This is a genomic window from Phytobacter palmae (assembly GCF_039409775.1).
GTDB classification, from domain to species: domain Bacteria; phylum Pseudomonadota; class Gammaproteobacteria; order Enterobacterales; family Enterobacteriaceae; genus Phytobacter; species Phytobacter palmae.
Window position 1 is genome coordinate 24064 of the sequence record NZ_JBCIVJ010000030.1, and the last position, 15889, is coordinate 39952.

Below are 15889 nucleotides of genomic sequence, written 5' to 3' on the forward strand. Positions count from 1 at the left end.
CATGAAAAAACTTTTCGTCCAGTTTTATCTGTTACTGTTTGTCTGCTTTCTGGTGATGACCATGCTGGTCGGGCTGGTTTACAAATTCACCGCTGAGCGAGCAGGACGACAGTCGCTGGACGATTTGATGAAAAGTTCGCTGTACCTGATGCGCAGCGAACTTCGTGAAATCCCGCCTCACCAGTGGAACAAGACGCTCAAAGAGCTGGATCTGAACCTCTCTTTCAACATGCGCGTGGAGCCCATGAGTAAGTTCGCGCTCGAAGCCCCCGCGCAACAGCGTTTACAGGAAGGCGATATTGTCGCGCTGGATTCGCAGTACACCTTTATTCAGCGCATTCCACGCAGCCACTATGTCCTGGCAGTAGGCCCGGTCCCCTACCTCTTTTATCTGCATGAAATGCGTCTGCTCGATATGGCGCTGATGGCATTTATAGCTATCTCACTGGCCTTCCCGGTGTTTATCTGGATGCGCCCCCACTGGCAGGAGATGCTACGGCTGGAATCTGCCGCCCAGCGCTTTGGTGAAGGCCATCTGGAAGAGCGTATCCATTTTGACAGCACGTCCAGCTTTGAACGACTGGGAATCGCCTTTAACCAGATGGCGGATAATATCAACGCCCTGATTGCCAGTAAGAAAATGTTGATTGACGGCGTGGCCCATGAATTGCGCACGCCGCTGGTCCGGCTACGTTACCGCCTTGAGATGAGCGACAACCTGAGCGATGGCGAACGTAGCGCACTGAATCGCGATATCGGGCAACTCGAAGGACTCATTCAGGAGTTGCTCACTTACGCGCGCCTCGATCGCCCTCAGACAGAACTAAAACTGACCACACCCGATCTCAACGCGTGGCTGGACGGTTATATGCTGGATGCCCGCAACGTCAATCCGGACCACCATCTGGAGCTCAATAATCAGCCCGGCGATTATGGTTCGCTGGACATGCGACTGATGGAGCGTGTGCTGGATAACCTCATCAACAATGCCCTGCGCTACTGCCAGAACACGGTAAAAGTGACATTACAGCTTGAAGGCTCGCAGGCAAGCCTGATTGTTGAAGACGACGGACCGGGGATAGCCCCTGATGAGCGTAGCCGTGTGTTTGAGCCCTTTGTGCGCCTCGACCCCAGCAGAGATCGTGCGACTGGCGGTTGTGGTCTGGGACTTGCCATCGTGCACTCCATCGCCCAGGCGATGAGCGGTGAAGTAAAATGCGAAGAGAGCGATGCAGGCGGCGCCCGCTTTTGTTTACGATGGCCGGTCTGGCACGACACCTCCCTCACCTGATAAGCGTGAACTGCACAGTGTTCAGGTGTGGATGGTTGTGCTATAAAATAAGTATGTTGTAACTAAAGAGATAATATCATGGCTGCGTATGACCTGATTGAACGCCTGAATACCACCTTTCGCCAGCTCGAACAGGAGCTGGCAGGCTTAAAAGGGCAGCTCTCCGATTGCCGTTTGCTGGCGGGTCGCGTTTTCACTCTGCCGGACGTTGTCAAAGGCGAGGAGCACGAACCTCTGCCAGCCATTGAGGTAAAACAACTGGTGGGCAAGCGTGCCGCCGACGCTGCCCTGCGCCACTATACCCATCTCTTTATCCAACAGCAGTCGGAAAAACGCAGCAGTAAAGCCGCCGTGCGTTTGCCTGGTGTCATTTGTTATCAGGTGGATGTGCCAACCCGCACCCGGCTTGAGCAGACGATTAATACCATTAATGCCCTGAAAATGACCTTTGAGCGAATTGTGACCGTCGATTCCGGACTGGCATCGGCTGCCCGCTTCGAGTGGGTGCATCGTCATCTACCCGGCCTGATTACGCTTAATGCCTACCGCACCTTAACCTCCCTTCGCGACCCTGCCACGCTGCGCTTTGGCTGGGCTAACAAGCATATCATCAAGAATTTTACCCGCGATGAGGTGCTCGCACTGCTTGATAAAAGCCGTAAATCGCCGCGCGCCGTCGCTCCGTGGAGCCGAGAGCAGTGGCAGGAGCGTCTTGAGCAGGAGTACGCCACCATCGCCTCTTTGCCACAGCAGGCGCGCCTGAAAATTAAACGTCCGGTAAAGGTGCAGCCGATTGCACGCGTCTGGTATGCGGATTCACAAAAACAGGTGCAGTACGCCTGCCCGACGCCGCTTATTGCGCTGGTAAGTGAAGAACATGGCGGGAAAGTGCCGGACATCGGCGAACTGTTGAATTACCAGGAAGATAATATTCAGCACCGTTATAAACCACAGGCGCAGCCGTTAACGCTCATTATTCCCCGGCTGCACCTGTATCTTGCCAATTAAACGGGCTTCATACTGCCAACCATCGATTCCGGGCGTACCCAACTGTCAAACTCGGCTTCGGTCAGATAGCCGAGCGCCAGCGCCGAGGCCCTGAGCGTCAGCCCCTCTTTATGGGCTTTTTTGGCAATTTCTGCCGCTTTGTCATAGCCGATATGGGTATTGAGGGCGGTTACCAGCATCAGTGACTCATTGAGTAGCTGATCGATACGCTCACGGTTTGGCTCAATACCCACCGCACAATGCTCGTTGAAGCTTTCCATACCGTCAGCCAGCAGACGCACCGATTGCAGGAAGTTATGGATAACCATTGGCCGGAAGACGTTAAGCTCAAAGTTGCCGGATGCGCCCCCCATATTGACCGCCACGTCGTTGCCCAGCACCTGACAACAGAGCATAGTCATTGCTTCACATTGGGTGGGGTTAACTTTACCCGGCATGATGGAGCTTCCCGGTTCATTTTCCGGAATAGAAATTTCGCCAATTCCACAACGCGGACCGGAAGCCAGCCAGCGTACATCGTTAGCAATTTTCATCAGTGATGCCGCCAGCCCTTTCAGCGCACCGTGGGCATGAACCAGCGCATCGCAGGTTGCCAGCGCCTCAAATTTGTTCGGTGCGGTAACAAACGGCTGTCGGGTAAAGGTCGCCAGTTCTTCTGCCACCCGTCTGGCATATTCCGGATGGGTATTGAGCCCGGTCCCGACCGCCGTCCCGCCGAGCGCCAGTTCGCCCAGGTGCGGCAGGCTCAGTTCGATATGTTTGAGGTTATGCTCAAGCATCGCCACCCAACCAGAAATCTCCTGGCCGAGCGTTAGCGGCGTGGCGTCCTGTAGGTGAGTACGACCAATTTTGACAATATCAGCAAAGGCAATCGCTTTTTCATTCAGCGTTTTTTTCAGCACCATAAGCTGAGGCAGGAGATGTTCACGCAGAGCAATCACCGCCGCCACGTGCATCGCCGTAGGGAAAACGTCATTCGAGCTTTGGCTTTTGTTAACGTCGTCGTTCGGGTGCACCTTACGCCCCATACCACGTTCGCCGCCAAGCAATTCGCTGGCACGGTTCGCCAGCACCTCGTTCATGTTCATGTTGCTCTGGGTACCGGAACCGGTTTGCCAGATAGCCAGCGGAAATTCATCCGGGTGTTTTCCGGCAAGCACCTCATCAGCCGCGTCGATAATGGCCTGTGCTTTTTCCGCTGTCAGCAGCCCTAAATCCTGATTAACCTTTGCCGCCGCACGTTTGGTCAGCGCCAGTGCGTGAATAAGCGAGACCGGCATTTTTTCCGTCGAGATGCGGAAATGCTCAAGTGACCGTTGGGTTTGCGCCCCCCACAGCTTGTCTGCCGGGACGTCAATCGCGCCCATCGAATCTTTCTCACTACGATGCGTTGTCATTACTTTCTCCCTGTTACGAAGTGATGTTGAGTACCGACATTGCTCACCTGCAAACAAAGCTTAAGTATTGATGCTTGTTATGACGACGTTTATTGCTTCGTGCGCTTCACCGGCGCAAAAAAACCGCCCCGAAGGGCGGTAGCTTTTATTTTACACAGCGTGCGCACTGGCCCGACTGGATTTGCTGGAAGAAATCATTACCTTTGTCATCCACCAGGATAAAGGCCGGGAAATCTTCAACATCGATTTTCCAGATAGCTTCCATCCCCAGTTCCGGGTAGGCCACGCATTCAAGGCTCTTGATACTGTTTTGCGCCAGAATAGCCGCCGGACCTCCGATGCTGCCCAGGTAAAAACCACCGTGTTTATGGCAGGCATCCGTCACCTGCTGGCTACGGTTGCCTTTTGCCAGCATAATCATGCTGCCGCCTTGCGACTGCAACTGATCAACGTAGGAGTCCATACGTCCGGCTGTGGTTGGGCCAAGTGAGCCAGAAGCATATCCCTCCGGCGTCTTCGCGGGCCCCGCATAGTAGATGGGGTGATCTTTCACATACTGCGGCAGTGGCTTACCTTCATCCATCAGCTCTTTAAGCTTCGCATGCGCAATATCACGCGCGACGATGATCGTCCCGGTCAGCGACAGGCGCGTAGAGACCGGGTACTGTTTTAGCTGACCGAGGATCTCCTCCATCGGGCGGTTAAGGTTGACCTTCACCGCTTCGCCCTCACCTGCCTGACGCAACTCTTCCGGAATGTACTTGCCGGGGTTCTGCTCCAGTTTTTCCAGCCAGATGCCTTCGCGGTTAATTTTGGCTTTGATGTTACGGTCCGCTGAGCAGGAAACACCCATCCCCACAGGACAAGAGGCACCGTGGCGCGGCAGACGAATCACGCGGATATCATGCGCGAAGTATTTGCCGCCAAACTGCGCGCCAAGGCCGAGCTGCTGAGCTTCAAGCAGCAATTCTTTTTCCAGTTGCACATCGCGGAACGCCTGCCCGTGCTCATTGCCCTCGGTTGGCAGACCATCGTAATACTTCGTCGATGCCAGTTTGACCGTTTTAAGCGTGGCCTCCGCACTGGTCCCCCCAATCACAAAGGCGATGTGGTATGGCGGACAGGCAGCCGTGCCAAGGGTACGCATTTTCTCAACCAGATAGCCTTTCAGCTTCGCCGGGGTGATCAGTGCTTTCGTTTCCTGATAAAGATAGGTTTTATTCGCTGAACCGCCCCCTTTGGCGATGCAAAGGAATTTATACTCATCGCCGTCAACGCTATACAGATCGATCTGTGCCGGCAGGTTAGTCCCGGTATTGACCTCTTTGTACATATCCAGCGGGGCATTTTGCGAATAACGCAGGTTATCTTCGACAAACGTGTTGTAGACACCACGCGCTAAGGCCGCCTCATCGCCGCCGCCCGTCCATACGCGTTGCCCCTTTTTACCCATAATGATGGCCGTACCGGTATCCTGGCAGGTGGGCAAAATACCTTTTGCGGCAATCTCGGAGTTACGCAGGAATTGCAGCGCGACATATTTGTCGTTTTCGCTGGCTTGCGGATCGCTGAGGATATCGGCAACTTGTTGCTGATGCGCCGGGCGCAGAAGGAATGAGGCATCGTGGAAAGCATGTTGCGCCAGGAGGGTCAGCGCCTGAGGATCGACTTTGAGGATTTCATGACCATCAAATTCGGTTACGGAAACGTAATCGCTGCTGAGTAAATAATATTCGGTTTCGTCCTTTTTCAGCGGAAAAGGCTCTTGATAATAAAAGGGTTTATTCGACATTGTTCTCTCACTTACAGCACGAACTGGTTATTGTTTCGGCAGGACATCCATCTGCCACAAAAAAGCGAGTCCGCATATCCTACACAATTATTTAACAAAAACTGAGACTAGTACGACTTTTTATCTGCTCTGATTACTTCGAACAGATTTATTGCTTTAATACGTGCAATTACGTTGACCACGATGAAGGGCGGGATAATGCAAAAACTCATTAACTCAGTGCAACACTATGCCTGGGGAAGTAAAAACGCGTTAACAGAACTCTATGGCATCGCCAACCCTGACAACCAGCCAATGGCTGAGTTGTGGATGGGCGCTCATCCTAAGAGCAGCTCAAAAGTGCAGGATGCGCAAGGAAATCTTCTCTCGCTTCGCGAGATGATTGAGCAGGATAAAGCAGGTTTACTGGGCAGTGCGGTGGCCGAACGTTTCGGCGAACTGCCCTTTTTGTTCAAAGTGTTGTGCGCCGCCCAGCCGTTGTCTATTCAGGTCCACCCGAACAAACAGGCTTCCGAGATCGGTTTTGCGAAAGAGAACGCCGCAGGCATTCCACTCGATGCGGCCGAGCGTAACTACAAAGACCCGAACCACAAGCCGGAACTGGTCTTTGCACTGACGCCCTTCCTCGCGATGAATGCCTTCCGTCCGTTCTCCGAAATCGTCTCTCTGCTACAGCCGGTCGCGGGTGCTAATCAGGCTATCGCTCACTTTCTGCAAGAACCCGGCGCAGAACGCCTGAGCCAGCTGTTCGCCAGCCTGCTGAATCTGAAAGGTGAGGAAAAATCGCGGGCGCTGGCGGTACTGAAAGCGGCGCTTAATAGCCAGCAGGGTGAACCATGGCAAACCATTCGTGTGATTTCCGACTTCTATCCTGACGACAGCGGCCTGTTCTCCCCGCTGTTGCTCAATGTCGTGAAACTCAATCCGGGTGAAGCGATGTTTCTGTTCGCCGAAACTCCGCATGCCTATCTGCAGGGGGTAGCGCTGGAGGTCATGGCCAACTCCGATAACGTACTGCGCGCGGGCCTTACGCCGAAATATATCGATATTCCGGAACTGGTGGCGAATGTGAAATTCACCCCCAAACCTGCCAGCGAATTACTGACGCAACCCGTGAAACAGGCCGCCGGCCTGGAGTTCCCAATCCCGGTTGATGATTTTGCTTTTTCACTACATGACCTTTCAACCACCGGTAGCGATCTGGCGCAACAGAGCGCGGCCATCCTGTTCTGCGTGGAAGGCGAAGCGGTGCTGAGCAAGGGTAATGAAACTCTGGTGCTGAAACCCGGCGAATCGGCATTTATTAGCGCCAGCGAATCACCTGTGACGGTAAGCGGCGTGGGCAGACTGGCGCGGGTCTATAATAAGCTCAACTAGTTACTGAACTTTTTAGCAAGGATTGCTAAGCTCTACAGAGCCTTTTCACATACCCAGGCGGATGATCCCGCCTGGTTTTATTTTTAGGGATAATAACGATGAAAAAAACGCTGGTTGCTGCCGGAGTTGTTATTGCGCTGGGGATCATCTGGACAGGTGGTGCCTGGTATACGGGTAAACAGCTGGAAAGCCGTCTGGGTGAGATGATTAGCCAGGCGAATGAACAGATTAAACGCACTGCGCCAGAAGCCAGCGTGGAGCTATCCTCTCAAAATTACCATCGGGGTCTGTTCAGCAGCCAGATGGAACTGGTGATCAAGCCGATCGAGGGTAAGGAAAATCCATGGTTTAAGCCGGGACAGACCATCGTACTGCACGAAAAGATTGACCACGGTCCTTTCCCGCTGGAGCAACTCAAGACACTGAATCTCATCCCGTCGATGGCATCGGTACATTCGACGCTCATCAATAATGAGATGACGAAGCCGCTATTCGATATCGCAAAAGGACAATCGCCATTTGTCGCTGAGACCCGCATCAGTTACAACGGCGACACGCGTACGGACCTCACCTTGCATCCGCTTAACTCCGAAAAAGAGGGTGAAAAAGTTGCCTTTAGCGGTGGTGAATTCCGCATCAGTTCCGATAAAGACGGCAATGTTATTACCGTCAGCGGCCAGGCACAGAGTGCGCTGGTTGACACGGTTAACGAATACGGTCAGAAAATTCAGATCTCCCTCAATAACCTGAAAACGGAAGGGACGACCCAACTCGCCAGCTTTAACGAGCGCGTCGGCAGCCAGAAAGCGACCCTGGACAAGCTGGCGATCTCTGTTGAAAACAAAGAGATGGCTGTCATTGAAGGGATGAATCTGAACGGCAAATCCGAAGTCGCGAAAGATAACAAGACCATTAACAGTCAGTTCGACTACGCCATCCAGAGCCTGAAAGTCCAGAATCAGGAGATGGGCAGCGGCAACCTGACGCTGAAAATTGGCCAGATCGATGGTGAGGCCTGGCACCAGTTTAGTCAGCAATATAACGCCCAGACCCAGGCATTGATGGCGCAACCGGATGTCATGAAAGACCCGGCGCTGTATCAACAAAAAGCGACAGAAGCTTTCTTTAATGCTTTCCCGTTGCTGTTAAAAGGCGAGCCGGTTATTACTATTGCCCCGCTGAGCTGGAAGAACAGCAAAGGCGAAACGGCACTGAACCTCTCCCTGTTCCTCAAGAATCCGGCCGCCGATACGGCTGTTACCGCGCCGCAGACGCTGGCCCAGGAAGTGGATAAAAACGTCAAGTCGCTGGATAGCAAACTGACCATCCCGATGGATATGGCGGTGGAGTTTATGACTCAGGTTGCGAAACTGGAAGGCTACCAGCAGGATGAAGCAGCCAAACTGGCAAGTCAGCAGGTAAAAGGGCTGGCAGCAATGGGTCAGATGTTCCGTATTACTACCCTGGAAAACAATACTATTGGCACCAGCCTGCAGTATGCCAATGGCCAGGTGACACTGAACGGCGAGAAAATGTCGCTGGATGAATTTGTCGGCATGTTCGGCCTGCCGTCAATGCCGCAGCAGGAAGATTCGCCGGAAACGCCGGACGATCCGACCGCACCTGTCGAACCTGCGGTGCCGCAACAGTAACCTTAAAGCCCCTTCCGAGGGGCTTTTTTTAGCTTTAAGCACACCTCAAAACTGCCGCTACGCAACGCCCCGCTACACTGGCAAAATTAAAACCACGCTACGACAAAAGTCGTAATTCCTGTTATTTACCGGGAACTGAAACCAATCACACACTTTTATTATGGCTAATGGCGTACTATTTAACCTGTATGAAATCATACAGGAGGTCTATATGTATCGCTCCATATTAGTACCCATCGATATTTCTGAAAGCGAACTGACCCGACAGGTCATCCCGTATGTTCAGGCGCATGCCGTTATCAATATTGCGAAAGTCCATTTTTTGACGGTCATCCCCTCTCATCCTTATTATTCAACGCTGGGACTGGCATATTCCGCCGCATTACCAAAATTAAAAGACCTGCAGGAAGAGGCGCTATCGCGACTCAATGAAATCGTCAAAGCGTTTAAAATTCCCATGGAAAAAGTTCAGACGCATGCTGTTACCGGGACGCCAAAGGATCAGATCCTAAAACTCGCAGACACTGTACAAGCAGATCTCATTATCATCGCTTCACACCGACCGGATATGACCACCTATTTGTTAGGCTCAAATGCTGCTGCAGTGGTCCGGCACGCAAAATGCCCGGTACTGGTTGTTCGTTAAGCGTCTGAACGCAGGATAAAATGGCATCACTCCCCCTGTTACGTCGCAGGGGGAGATTAAAAAGCATCAGCAGCCCACCGAAAACTTCATTATAGATTCAATCTATTATCATTAATGCTAATGCGCAGTCGGCATGTGGTATAATGTATCGCACTTTACCTGAAATAAGAGTGCGACCATGATTGATACCAACCTGCCATTAACTGATATTCATCGCCACCTGGACGGCAACATTCGGGCACAAACCATTCTCGATCTTGGCCGTGAGTTTAATATTGCCCTTCCCGCGCAATCCCTTGAAACACTGCTGCCGCACGTACAGGTCACTGCCAACGAACCCGATCTGGTGAGTTTCCTTGCGAAACTTGACTGGGGGGTAAAAGTGCTGGCCTCTCTCGATGCCTGTCGTCGCGTGGCTTATGAAAATATGGAAGATGCCTCACGTCAGGGTCTGCATTATGTTGAACTGCGTTTCTCCCCAGGCTACATGGCAATGACGCACAATCTGCCTGTTGCTGGCGTGGTCGAAGCGGTTATCGCTGGCGTACGCGAAGGCAGCCAGGCGTTCGGCGTTGAAGCGCGTCTGATCGGGATTATGAGCCGTACCTTTGGCGAAGCGGCCTGTTTGCAGGAGCTTGAAGCCCTACTGGCACATCGCGATAGCATCACAGCCCTGGACCTGGCGGGTGATGAGCTGGGCTTTCCTGGTAGTCTGTTCCTGCCTCATTTTAATCGTGCACGCGATGCGGGCTGGCATATCACCGTCCATGCGGGCGAGGCGGCCGGGCCTGAAAGCATCTGGCAGGCGATTCGCGAACTGGGCGCCGAGCGCATTGGTCATGGGGTGAAAGCGGTTGAAGATCCGGCGCTGATGGCCTTTCTTGCCGAGCAGCGCATTGGTATCGAATCCTGTCTGACGTCCAATATTCAGACCAGTACCGTGCCGTCGCTGGCACGACATCCGCTGAAAACTTTCCTGGAGCATGGCGTGCTGGCTTCGATTAACACGGACGATCCGGCGGTACAGGGAGTGGATATTGGCCATGAATATCAGACTGCCGCGCCAGCTGCCGGACTCAGTCGCGACCAGATCCGCCAGGCGCAGATAAACGGCCTGGAAATCGCGTTTCTCTCTGCGGCTGAAAAACAGGTGCTCAGAGAAAAAGTTTTGCAGGGGTAAAAAAATGCCGCTCACTTGAGCGGCATTTTTATTCAGGTCAGATTAAGCGTCGCGCGATGTTTTGCCGACTCAATCCCCAGTTCGATCAGTTCCATTATCTGGATTGCCTGACTTGCCGGAACCGGGTTCTCACCCGCACCGTTTAGCGCATCGCGAATGGCCGCATAGTAGGCGGGATAGTTGCCCGGCACCGTGAGCCAGGTTTCTTCAATGCGGGCATCGCCATTGACACGGGTTAACACCCCGTCACGCATATCGTATCCCCAGTCTTCTTGCGGCAGTTTTGCACCCGATTTCAGGCGTTCTTCCTGCGGATCGAGGCCAAATTTCACATAGCTGCCACGGGTGCCGTGGACGATATAGCGCGCGGATTCCGCCGCGGCCAACATGGTGCCATGCAGAATGACCCTGCGCTGCGGGTAAGAGAGCACCGCATGGAAATAATCTGTCGCCTGCGCCCCGGGACGTAATTGCGCCAGGTCCACCGTCAGCGAAACAGGCAGGCCAAACAGGTTTACGGCTTGATCCAATAGATGCGGTGCCAGATCGTACCATATACCGCTTCCCGGCCCCGCCTGTTCACGCCAGCGGTTGCGAATTTCGGGGCGATAGCGGTCGAAGTGTGATTCGAAAAAGGTCACCTCACCTAACGCACCATCTGCCAGCAAGGTTTTTAGCGTCAGGAAGTCACTATCCCAGCGCCGGTTATGAAACACGGACAATACGCGACCACAGCTTTTCGCCAGGGCGTCCAGCTCCCTTGCCTGTGACAACGTCACTGTAAAGGGCTTATCGACGACAACATGTTTGCCCGCTTCCAGTGCGGCTTTAGCCAACGGGAAATGGGTGTCGTTAGGCGTAGGGATAACAATTAAGTCAATCTTAGGATCATTAAATAAGTGTTTCGGTTCCGATACGACCGACACTGCCGGCCAGTCCGCCTTCACTTTCGACGCATCGCTACTGGAGATTGCCGCCAGCTCCATTCCCGGAGTGCCATCAATCAACGGTGCATGGAAGGTTTTACTGGCGTAGCCGTAACCAATTAGTCCGACACGGATATTGTCATTCATAAAGCGGCCTCTCATTATTGGAATATCTATTTCACACCATCTCTCTTTCAACGACAACTGCGGCGTAAGCACGAAAGAAATCTCTCCTGAGAAAGTGATTTCTCATGCCATCGCGGTAATGATACGGAATTGTCTAAAAACAGGCGTCAGTCCCTTGTCGTGCGCTGTTTGCCCGGTTAACATCCCAGACCAGATCTAAGGGAGTTGTAGCGTTATGGCCACTATCATCAATCGGATTATTGAATTAACAGGCTGGGTTGTATTGGGTGTTTCGACCGTTCTGCTGGTGTTCGCCAGTCATATTGATAATTACCAGCCGCCGGAACAGAGTATCGTCGCGCAGAAAAAATAAAATACGACGCGAACGCGGACATACCTAAATATGGTACTGCGTTGCGTATTGCCAGGCGTAGCGAAGAGCGCTAATCTTCCTGTCGGATGCCGTTCTGGCATCCGCTTAACCTAAAGAAAATTCTTAAATTAATGGCAATACATTCAGAGACAATTTACGTCCTGATAAGCCCGACTATTATTCGAACGAATTACCCGCGAATGTATTAATGCCTTTTTATGATATGGATAACGCTTAAAATGACCGTTCAGGATTATTTATTAAAATTTCGCAAAATCAGTTCACTTGAAAGTCTGGAAAAATTGTTTGATCACCTTAACTACACTCTGACCGACAACGAAGAAATCATTAACATGTATCGCGCCGCCGATCATCGTCGCGCTGAGCTGGTATCGGGTGGCCGCTTGTTCGACATTGGCCGGGTGCCTAAGTCCGTATGGCATTACGTGCAATAACGCTACTGGCATCCGGCGCATAATGCTTTATACTCCCCGGCCGATAAATCAGTGACCGCCAACGAGGAATAAGCATGATAACGACACCTGCAGAGAGAATCGGAGGCTGGCTTCTTGCGCCTTTAGCCTGGTTGCTGGTCGCTTTGTTGGGCCAGACGTTACGGCTCCTGGATGTCGCTAAAACACAGGTTCCGCTGGTCATTGCCGCCATCGGCGTGCGGCCACTGGCGGAACTGCTGACGTGGTTTGTCTCGTTTGCCTTCGCCGCAGGCGTCTGGTATTACACGCTATGGCTGATTATCGCCTTTTTTAAACGCCGCCGTAGCGTCCTGAAACATATGATTATCTGGTTACTGATTAGCGTGCTGCTGGCGCTGAAAGCTTTTGCCTTCTCCCCCGTTTCTGACGATGTGGCGGTACGCGGACTTTTATCGGCGTTACTCGCAGCCGCGTTGATTGTGCCCTATTTCAAGCGATCGCAGCGGGTCAAAGCGACCTTTGTGAACCCGTAATAACCTTACAGTTATCCTGTTGTCGCCCGGTGCTGTTTGACCGATAATAGGCGGCTTTTTTTATTTCAGGCCAAATAATGACAGACTATCTGCTGCTATTTATCGGAACCGTTCTGGTCAATAATTTCGTACTGGTGAAATTTCTTGGCCTGTGCCCGTTTATGGGGGTTTCGAAAAAACTCGAAGCCGCAATGGGTATGGGTCTTGCGACAACCTTCGTTATCACGCTGGCGTCTATCTGCGCATGGATTATCGACACCTGGCTGCTCATTCCGCTGGATCTCATCTATCTGCGTACGCTGGCATTTATTCTGGTCATTGCCGTGGTGGTGCAGTTCACCGAAATGGTGGTGCGCAAAACCAGCCCGGCGCTGTATCGCCTGCTGGGGATTTTTCTGCCGCTTATCACCACCAATTGTGCGGTGCTGGGCGTGCCATTACTGAATATCAACCTCGGGCATAATTTCCTGCAATCCGCGCTGTACGGATTTTCCGCCGCCGTCGGATTTTCGCTGGTCATGGTGCTGTTTGCCGCCATCCGTGAGCGTCTTGTCGTCGCTGATGTGCCAGCACCGTTTCGCGGTAATGCCATTGCTCTCATTACCGCCGGTTTGATGTCTCTGGCCTTTATGGGCTTTAGTGGTCTGGTGAAGTTGTAATGAATGCAATCTGGATTGCCATCGCGGCCCTGAGCGTACTCGGGTTGTTGTTTGGTGTCGTACTGGGATATGCCTCGCGTCGTTTCGCGGTGGAAGACGATCCCGTCGTCGAGAAAATTGACGATCTCTTGCCGCAGAGCCAGTGTGGGCATTGCGGCTATCCGGGGTGTCGCCCCTATGCTGAGGCCGTCGGCCTGCAGGGCGAGAAAATTAACCGCTGCGCACCCGGCGGAGAAGCGGTGATGCTGAAAATCGCCGAAATGTTAAATGTGGAGCCGCAGCCCATTGACGGTGATGTAGTCGTGTCGGAACCGGTACGCATGCTCGCCATTATTGATGAAGCGAACTGCATCGGCTGCACCAAATGTATTCAGGCCTGTCCTGTCGACGCCATTGTCGGCGCGACCCGCGCCATGCACACGGTAATGAGTGACCTTTGTACCGGCTGTAACCTCTGTGTGGATCCGTGCCCGACGCAGTGTATTGAACTGCGTCCGGTGGAAACGACCACCGCCAGCTGGAAATGGGACCTGCAGACCATTCCCGTGCGCAACATTTCCGTGGAACAACATGCTTAAGTTATTTTCTGCTTTTCGCAAAGACAAACTGTGGGATTTCCACGGCGGTATTCATCCGCCGGAGATGAAGACACAGTCCAATGGTACACCGTTGCGCCAGTTGCCCCTGGCGACGCGTTTTGTTATCCCTTTAAAACAGCATATCGGCGCTGAGGGTGAACTGTGCGTTAGCGTCGGTGATAGCGTGCTTCGTGGACAACCGTTGACCCGTGGCCGCGGGCGCATGTTGCCGGTTCACGCCCCCACCTCCGGAAAAATCATCGCCATTGCACCCCACTCTACCGCGCACCCCTCTGCGCTGCCTGAACTGAGCGTCATTATTGAGGCGGATGGCGAGGATCGCTGGATTGAACGTGACGGCTGGAGCGATTACCGCTCGCGCGATCGCAACACACTTATTGAGCGTATTCACCAGTTTGGCGTTGCCGGGCTGGGCGGCGCAGGTTTCCCGACCGGCGCGAAGCTGAAAAGTGGCGGCGATCTTATCGAGACATTGATTATCAATGCCGCCGAGTGCGAACCCTATATCACTGCAGATGATCGTCTGATGCAGGATTGCGCCGCGCAGATAGTCGAAGGCGTGCGCATCCTGATGCATATTCTGCAGCCCCGTCAGGTGCTGATCGGTATTGAAGATAACAAACCGCAGGCCATCTCCATGCTGCGAGCGGTGCTGGCTGGTTCGCATGACATCAAGTTGCGCGTCATCCCGACCCAATACCCGTCCGGCGGTGCAAAACAACTGACGCAAATTCTGACCGGCAAGCAGGTTCCCCACGGCGGTCGATCATCCGATATTGGTGTGCTGATGCAAAACGTCGGCACTGCTTATGCCATTAAGCGCGCCATCATTGATGGCGAACCGCTCACCGAACGGGTGGTGACATTGACCGGGGAAAGTGTCAGCAAGCCAGGAAACGTCTGGGCACGGCTGGGAACGCCGGTGCGTCATTTGCTCGAACATGCCGGCTTTTGCCCGTCCGCTGAACAACTGGTCATCATGGGTGGGCCATTGATGGGCTTCACCCTGCCCTGGCTTGATGTCCCGGTAGTTAAAATTACCAACTGTCTGTTGGCACCCTCGGCCAGCGAAATGGGCGAGCAGCAAGAAGAGAAAGGCTGTATTCGCTGTAGCGCCTGTGCTGATGCCTGCCCGGCGGATCTGTTGCCGCAGCAGCTGTACTGGTTCAGTAAAGGCCAGCAGCATGACAAAGCCACTGCGCACAACCTGTCCGACTGTATTGAGTGCGGCGCCTGTGCGTGGGTCTGTCCAAGTAATATTCCGCTGGTACAGTATTTCCGTCAGGAAAAAGCCGAGATTTACGCTATCGCGCAGGAAGAAAAGCGCAACGCCGAAGCTAAGGCGCGTTTTGAGGCTCGTCAGGCGCGTCTGGAGCGGGAAAAAGCCGCACGTGCTGAGCGTCATAAAAAAGCGGCCGTTCAACCCGCCGCAAAAGATCAGCAGGCAATTGACGCGGCCCTCGCCCGCGTACGGGAAAAACAGGCCACTGCGGCGCAGACTATCGTGGTGCAGGCAGGAAGCGTACCAGATAACAGTGATGTGATTGCCGCCCGCGAGGCGCGTAAAGCGCAGGCACGCGCACGTCAGGCAGAAAAAGCACAACAGCAAGATGTGCCGGAAAGCACAGTTGTTGTCGCTGGCGAAGCGGTCGATCCGCGTAAAGCGGCTGTTGAAGCAGCGATTGCGCGTGCTAAAGCGCGTAAAGCTGCGGCCGCAGACACCCAGGCGTCGCCCGTTAACGCCGAACCTGTCGACCCGCGCAAGGCAGCCGTCGAAGCCGCTATCGCCCGAGCAAAAGCGAAAAAATTACAGCAGCAGGGTGTCAGCGAAGTCGTTGTGCCGGTCGAGGCTCCGGTTACCGCCGAACCTGTCGACCCGCGCAAGGCAGCCGTTGA

15 protein-coding genes are annotated in these 15889 nt (G+C 53.5%); 12 read left to right on the top strand and 3 right to left on the bottom strand.

Annotated elements, in window-relative coordinates:
• Window position 1 precedes the first annotated feature (1 nt).
• Both rstB and tus read left to right on the top strand, forming a co-directional pair.
• On the top strand, window positions 2-1291 hold the full coding sequence (gene rstB / locus AAIG39_RS23160; RefSeq protein ID WP_343194813.1) for a two-component system sensor histidine kinase RstB: 1290 nt from the start codon (window positions 2-4) through the stop codon (window positions 1289-1291).
• A 78-nt stretch (window positions 1292-1369) separates the two neighbouring features.
• Window positions 1370-2299, top strand: a complete 930-nt coding sequence (gene tus / locus AAIG39_RS23165; protein WP_343194814.1) for a DNA replication terminus site-binding protein — start codon at window positions 1370-1372, stop codon at window positions 2297-2299.
• Here tus and fumC read toward each other — a convergent pair.
• Together fumC and fumA are read right to left on the bottom strand one after the other, a co-directional pair.
• Window positions 2296-3696, bottom strand: a complete 1401-nt coding sequence (fumC, locus tag AAIG39_RS23170) for a class II fumarate hydratase (RefSeq protein ID WP_090086705.1) — start codon at window positions 3694-3696, stop codon at window positions 2296-2298. The genes tus and fumC overlap by 4 nt on opposite strands.
• A 145-nt stretch (window positions 3697-3841) precedes the next feature.
• Window positions 3842-5488, bottom strand: a complete 1647-nt coding sequence (gene fumA / locus AAIG39_RS23175) for a class I fumarate hydratase FumA (RefSeq protein ID WP_343194815.1) — start codon at window positions 5486-5488, stop codon at window positions 3842-3844.
• A 198-nt stretch (window positions 5489-5686) separates the two neighbouring features.
• Here fumA and manA point away from each other — a divergent pair, with 198 nt between their 5' ends.
• From manA to add, 4 genes are all read left to right on the top strand, one after another.
• Window positions 5687-6865: a mannose-6-phosphate isomerase gene (manA, locus tag AAIG39_RS23180; protein WP_343194816.1), complete on the top strand. Its 1179-nt coding sequence runs from the start codon at window positions 5687-5689 to the stop codon at window positions 6863-6865.
• Between the two features lie 98 nt (window positions 6866-6963).
• On the top strand, window positions 6964-8517 hold the full coding sequence (locus AAIG39_RS23185) for a YdgA family protein (RefSeq protein ID WP_343194817.1): 1554 nt from the start codon (window positions 6964-6966) through the stop codon (window positions 8515-8517).
• Window positions 8518-8728: 211 nt separating this feature from the next.
• Window positions 8729-9163 (top strand): universal stress protein UspF, encoded by a 435-nt coding sequence (gene uspF, locus AAIG39_RS23190; RefSeq protein WP_249572864.1) that lies wholly within the window; start codon window positions 8729-8731, stop codon window positions 9161-9163.
• A gap of 178 nt (window positions 9164-9341) precedes the next feature.
• The gene (gene add, locus AAIG39_RS23195) at window positions 9342-10343 is read left to right on the top strand and encodes an adenosine deaminase (RefSeq protein ID WP_343194818.1); all 1002 of its coding nucleotides are present in this window, start codon (window positions 9342-9344) and stop codon (window positions 10341-10343) included.
• Window positions 10344-10375: 32 nt separating this feature from the next.
• Here the strand turns inward: add and AAIG39_RS23200 are convergent, their stop codons facing one another.
• Window positions 10376-11416, bottom strand: coding sequence for an oxidoreductase (locus AAIG39_RS23200; protein ID WP_090086693.1), 1041 nt, complete (start codon window positions 11414-11416; stop codon window positions 10376-10378).
• Window positions 11417-11630: 214 nt separating this feature from the next.
• Between AAIG39_RS23200 and blr the strand changes: the two genes are divergently transcribed.
• The 6 genes from blr to rsxC all read left to right on the top strand — a co-directional run.
• Entirely contained in the window at window positions 11631-11768 is a 138-nt protein-coding gene (gene blr, locus AAIG39_RS23205; protein WP_041851532.1) for a division septum protein Blr, read from the top strand.
• 239 nt (window positions 11769-12007) lie between these two features.
• Entirely contained in the window at window positions 12008-12223 is a 216-nt protein-coding gene (gene ydgT, locus AAIG39_RS23210; protein WP_041851533.1) for a transcription modulator YdgT, read from the top strand.
• 74 nt (window positions 12224-12297) lie between these two features.
• Window positions 12298-12735 carry a DUF2569 domain-containing protein gene (locus AAIG39_RS23215; protein ID WP_090086691.1) on the top strand — a complete coding sequence of 146 codons (438 nt, stop codon included), beginning with the start codon at window positions 12298-12300 and terminating at the stop codon, window positions 12733-12735.
• Window positions 12736-12812: 77 nt separating this feature from the next.
• Window positions 12813-13394, top strand: a complete 582-nt coding sequence (rsxA, locus tag AAIG39_RS23220; protein WP_041851535.1) for an electron transport complex subunit RsxA — start codon at window positions 12813-12815, stop codon at window positions 13392-13394.
• On the top strand, window positions 13394-13972 hold the full coding sequence (gene rsxB, locus AAIG39_RS23225; protein WP_343194819.1) for an electron transport complex subunit RsxB: 579 nt from the start codon (window positions 13394-13396) through the stop codon (window positions 13970-13972). Before rsxA ends, rsxB begins: the two co-directional genes overlap by 1 nt.
• The coding region (gene rsxC, locus AAIG39_RS23230; protein ID WP_343194820.1) for an electron transport complex subunit RsxC at window positions 13965-15889 on the top strand (1925 nt) is incomplete at its 3' end. The genes rsxB and rsxC, both read left to right, overlap by 8 nt.

Excerpts from the sequence above, each read along its gene's own strand:
- rstB (WP_343194813.1), top strand. The coding sequence starts at position 2 with ATGAAAAAACTTTTCGTCCAGTTTTATCTGTTACTGTTTGTCTGCTTT.
- tus (WP_343194814.1), top strand. The coding sequence starts at position 1,370 with ATGGCTGCGTATGACCTGATTGAACGCCTGAATACCACCTTTCGCCAG.
- fumC (WP_090086705.1), bottom strand. The coding sequence starts at position 3,696 with ATGACAACGCATCGTAGTGAGAAAGATTCGATGGGCGCGATTGACGTC.
- fumA (WP_343194815.1), bottom strand. The coding sequence starts at position 5,488 with ATGTCGAATAAACCCTTTTATTATCAAGAGCCTTTTCCGCTGAAAAAG.
- manA (WP_343194816.1), top strand. The coding sequence starts at position 5,687 with ATGCAAAAACTCATTAACTCAGTGCAACACTATGCCTGGGGAAGTAAA.
- AAIG39_RS23185 (WP_343194817.1), top strand. The coding sequence starts at position 6,964 with ATGAAAAAAACGCTGGTTGCTGCCGGAGTTGTTATTGCGCTGGGGATC.
- uspF (WP_249572864.1), top strand. The coding sequence starts at position 8,729 with ATGTATCGCTCCATATTAGTACCCATCGATATTTCTGAAAGCGAACTG.
- add (WP_343194818.1), top strand. The coding sequence starts at position 9,342 with ATGATTGATACCAACCTGCCATTAACTGATATTCATCGCCACCTGGAC.
- AAIG39_RS23200 (WP_090086693.1), bottom strand. The coding sequence starts at position 11,416 with ATGAATGACAATATCCGTGTCGGACTAATTGGTTACGGCTACGCCAGT.
- blr (WP_041851532.1), top strand. The coding sequence starts at position 11,631 with ATGGCCACTATCATCAATCGGATTATTGAATTAACAGGCTGGGTTGTA.
- ydgT (WP_041851533.1), top strand. The coding sequence starts at position 12,008 with ATGACCGTTCAGGATTATTTATTAAAATTTCGCAAAATCAGTTCACTT.
- AAIG39_RS23215 (WP_090086691.1), top strand. The coding sequence starts at position 12,298 with ATGATAACGACACCTGCAGAGAGAATCGGAGGCTGGCTTCTTGCGCCT.
- rsxA (WP_041851535.1), top strand. The coding sequence starts at position 12,813 with ATGACAGACTATCTGCTGCTATTTATCGGAACCGTTCTGGTCAATAAT.
- rsxB (WP_343194819.1), top strand. The coding sequence starts at position 13,394 with ATGAATGCAATCTGGATTGCCATCGCGGCCCTGAGCGTACTCGGGTTG.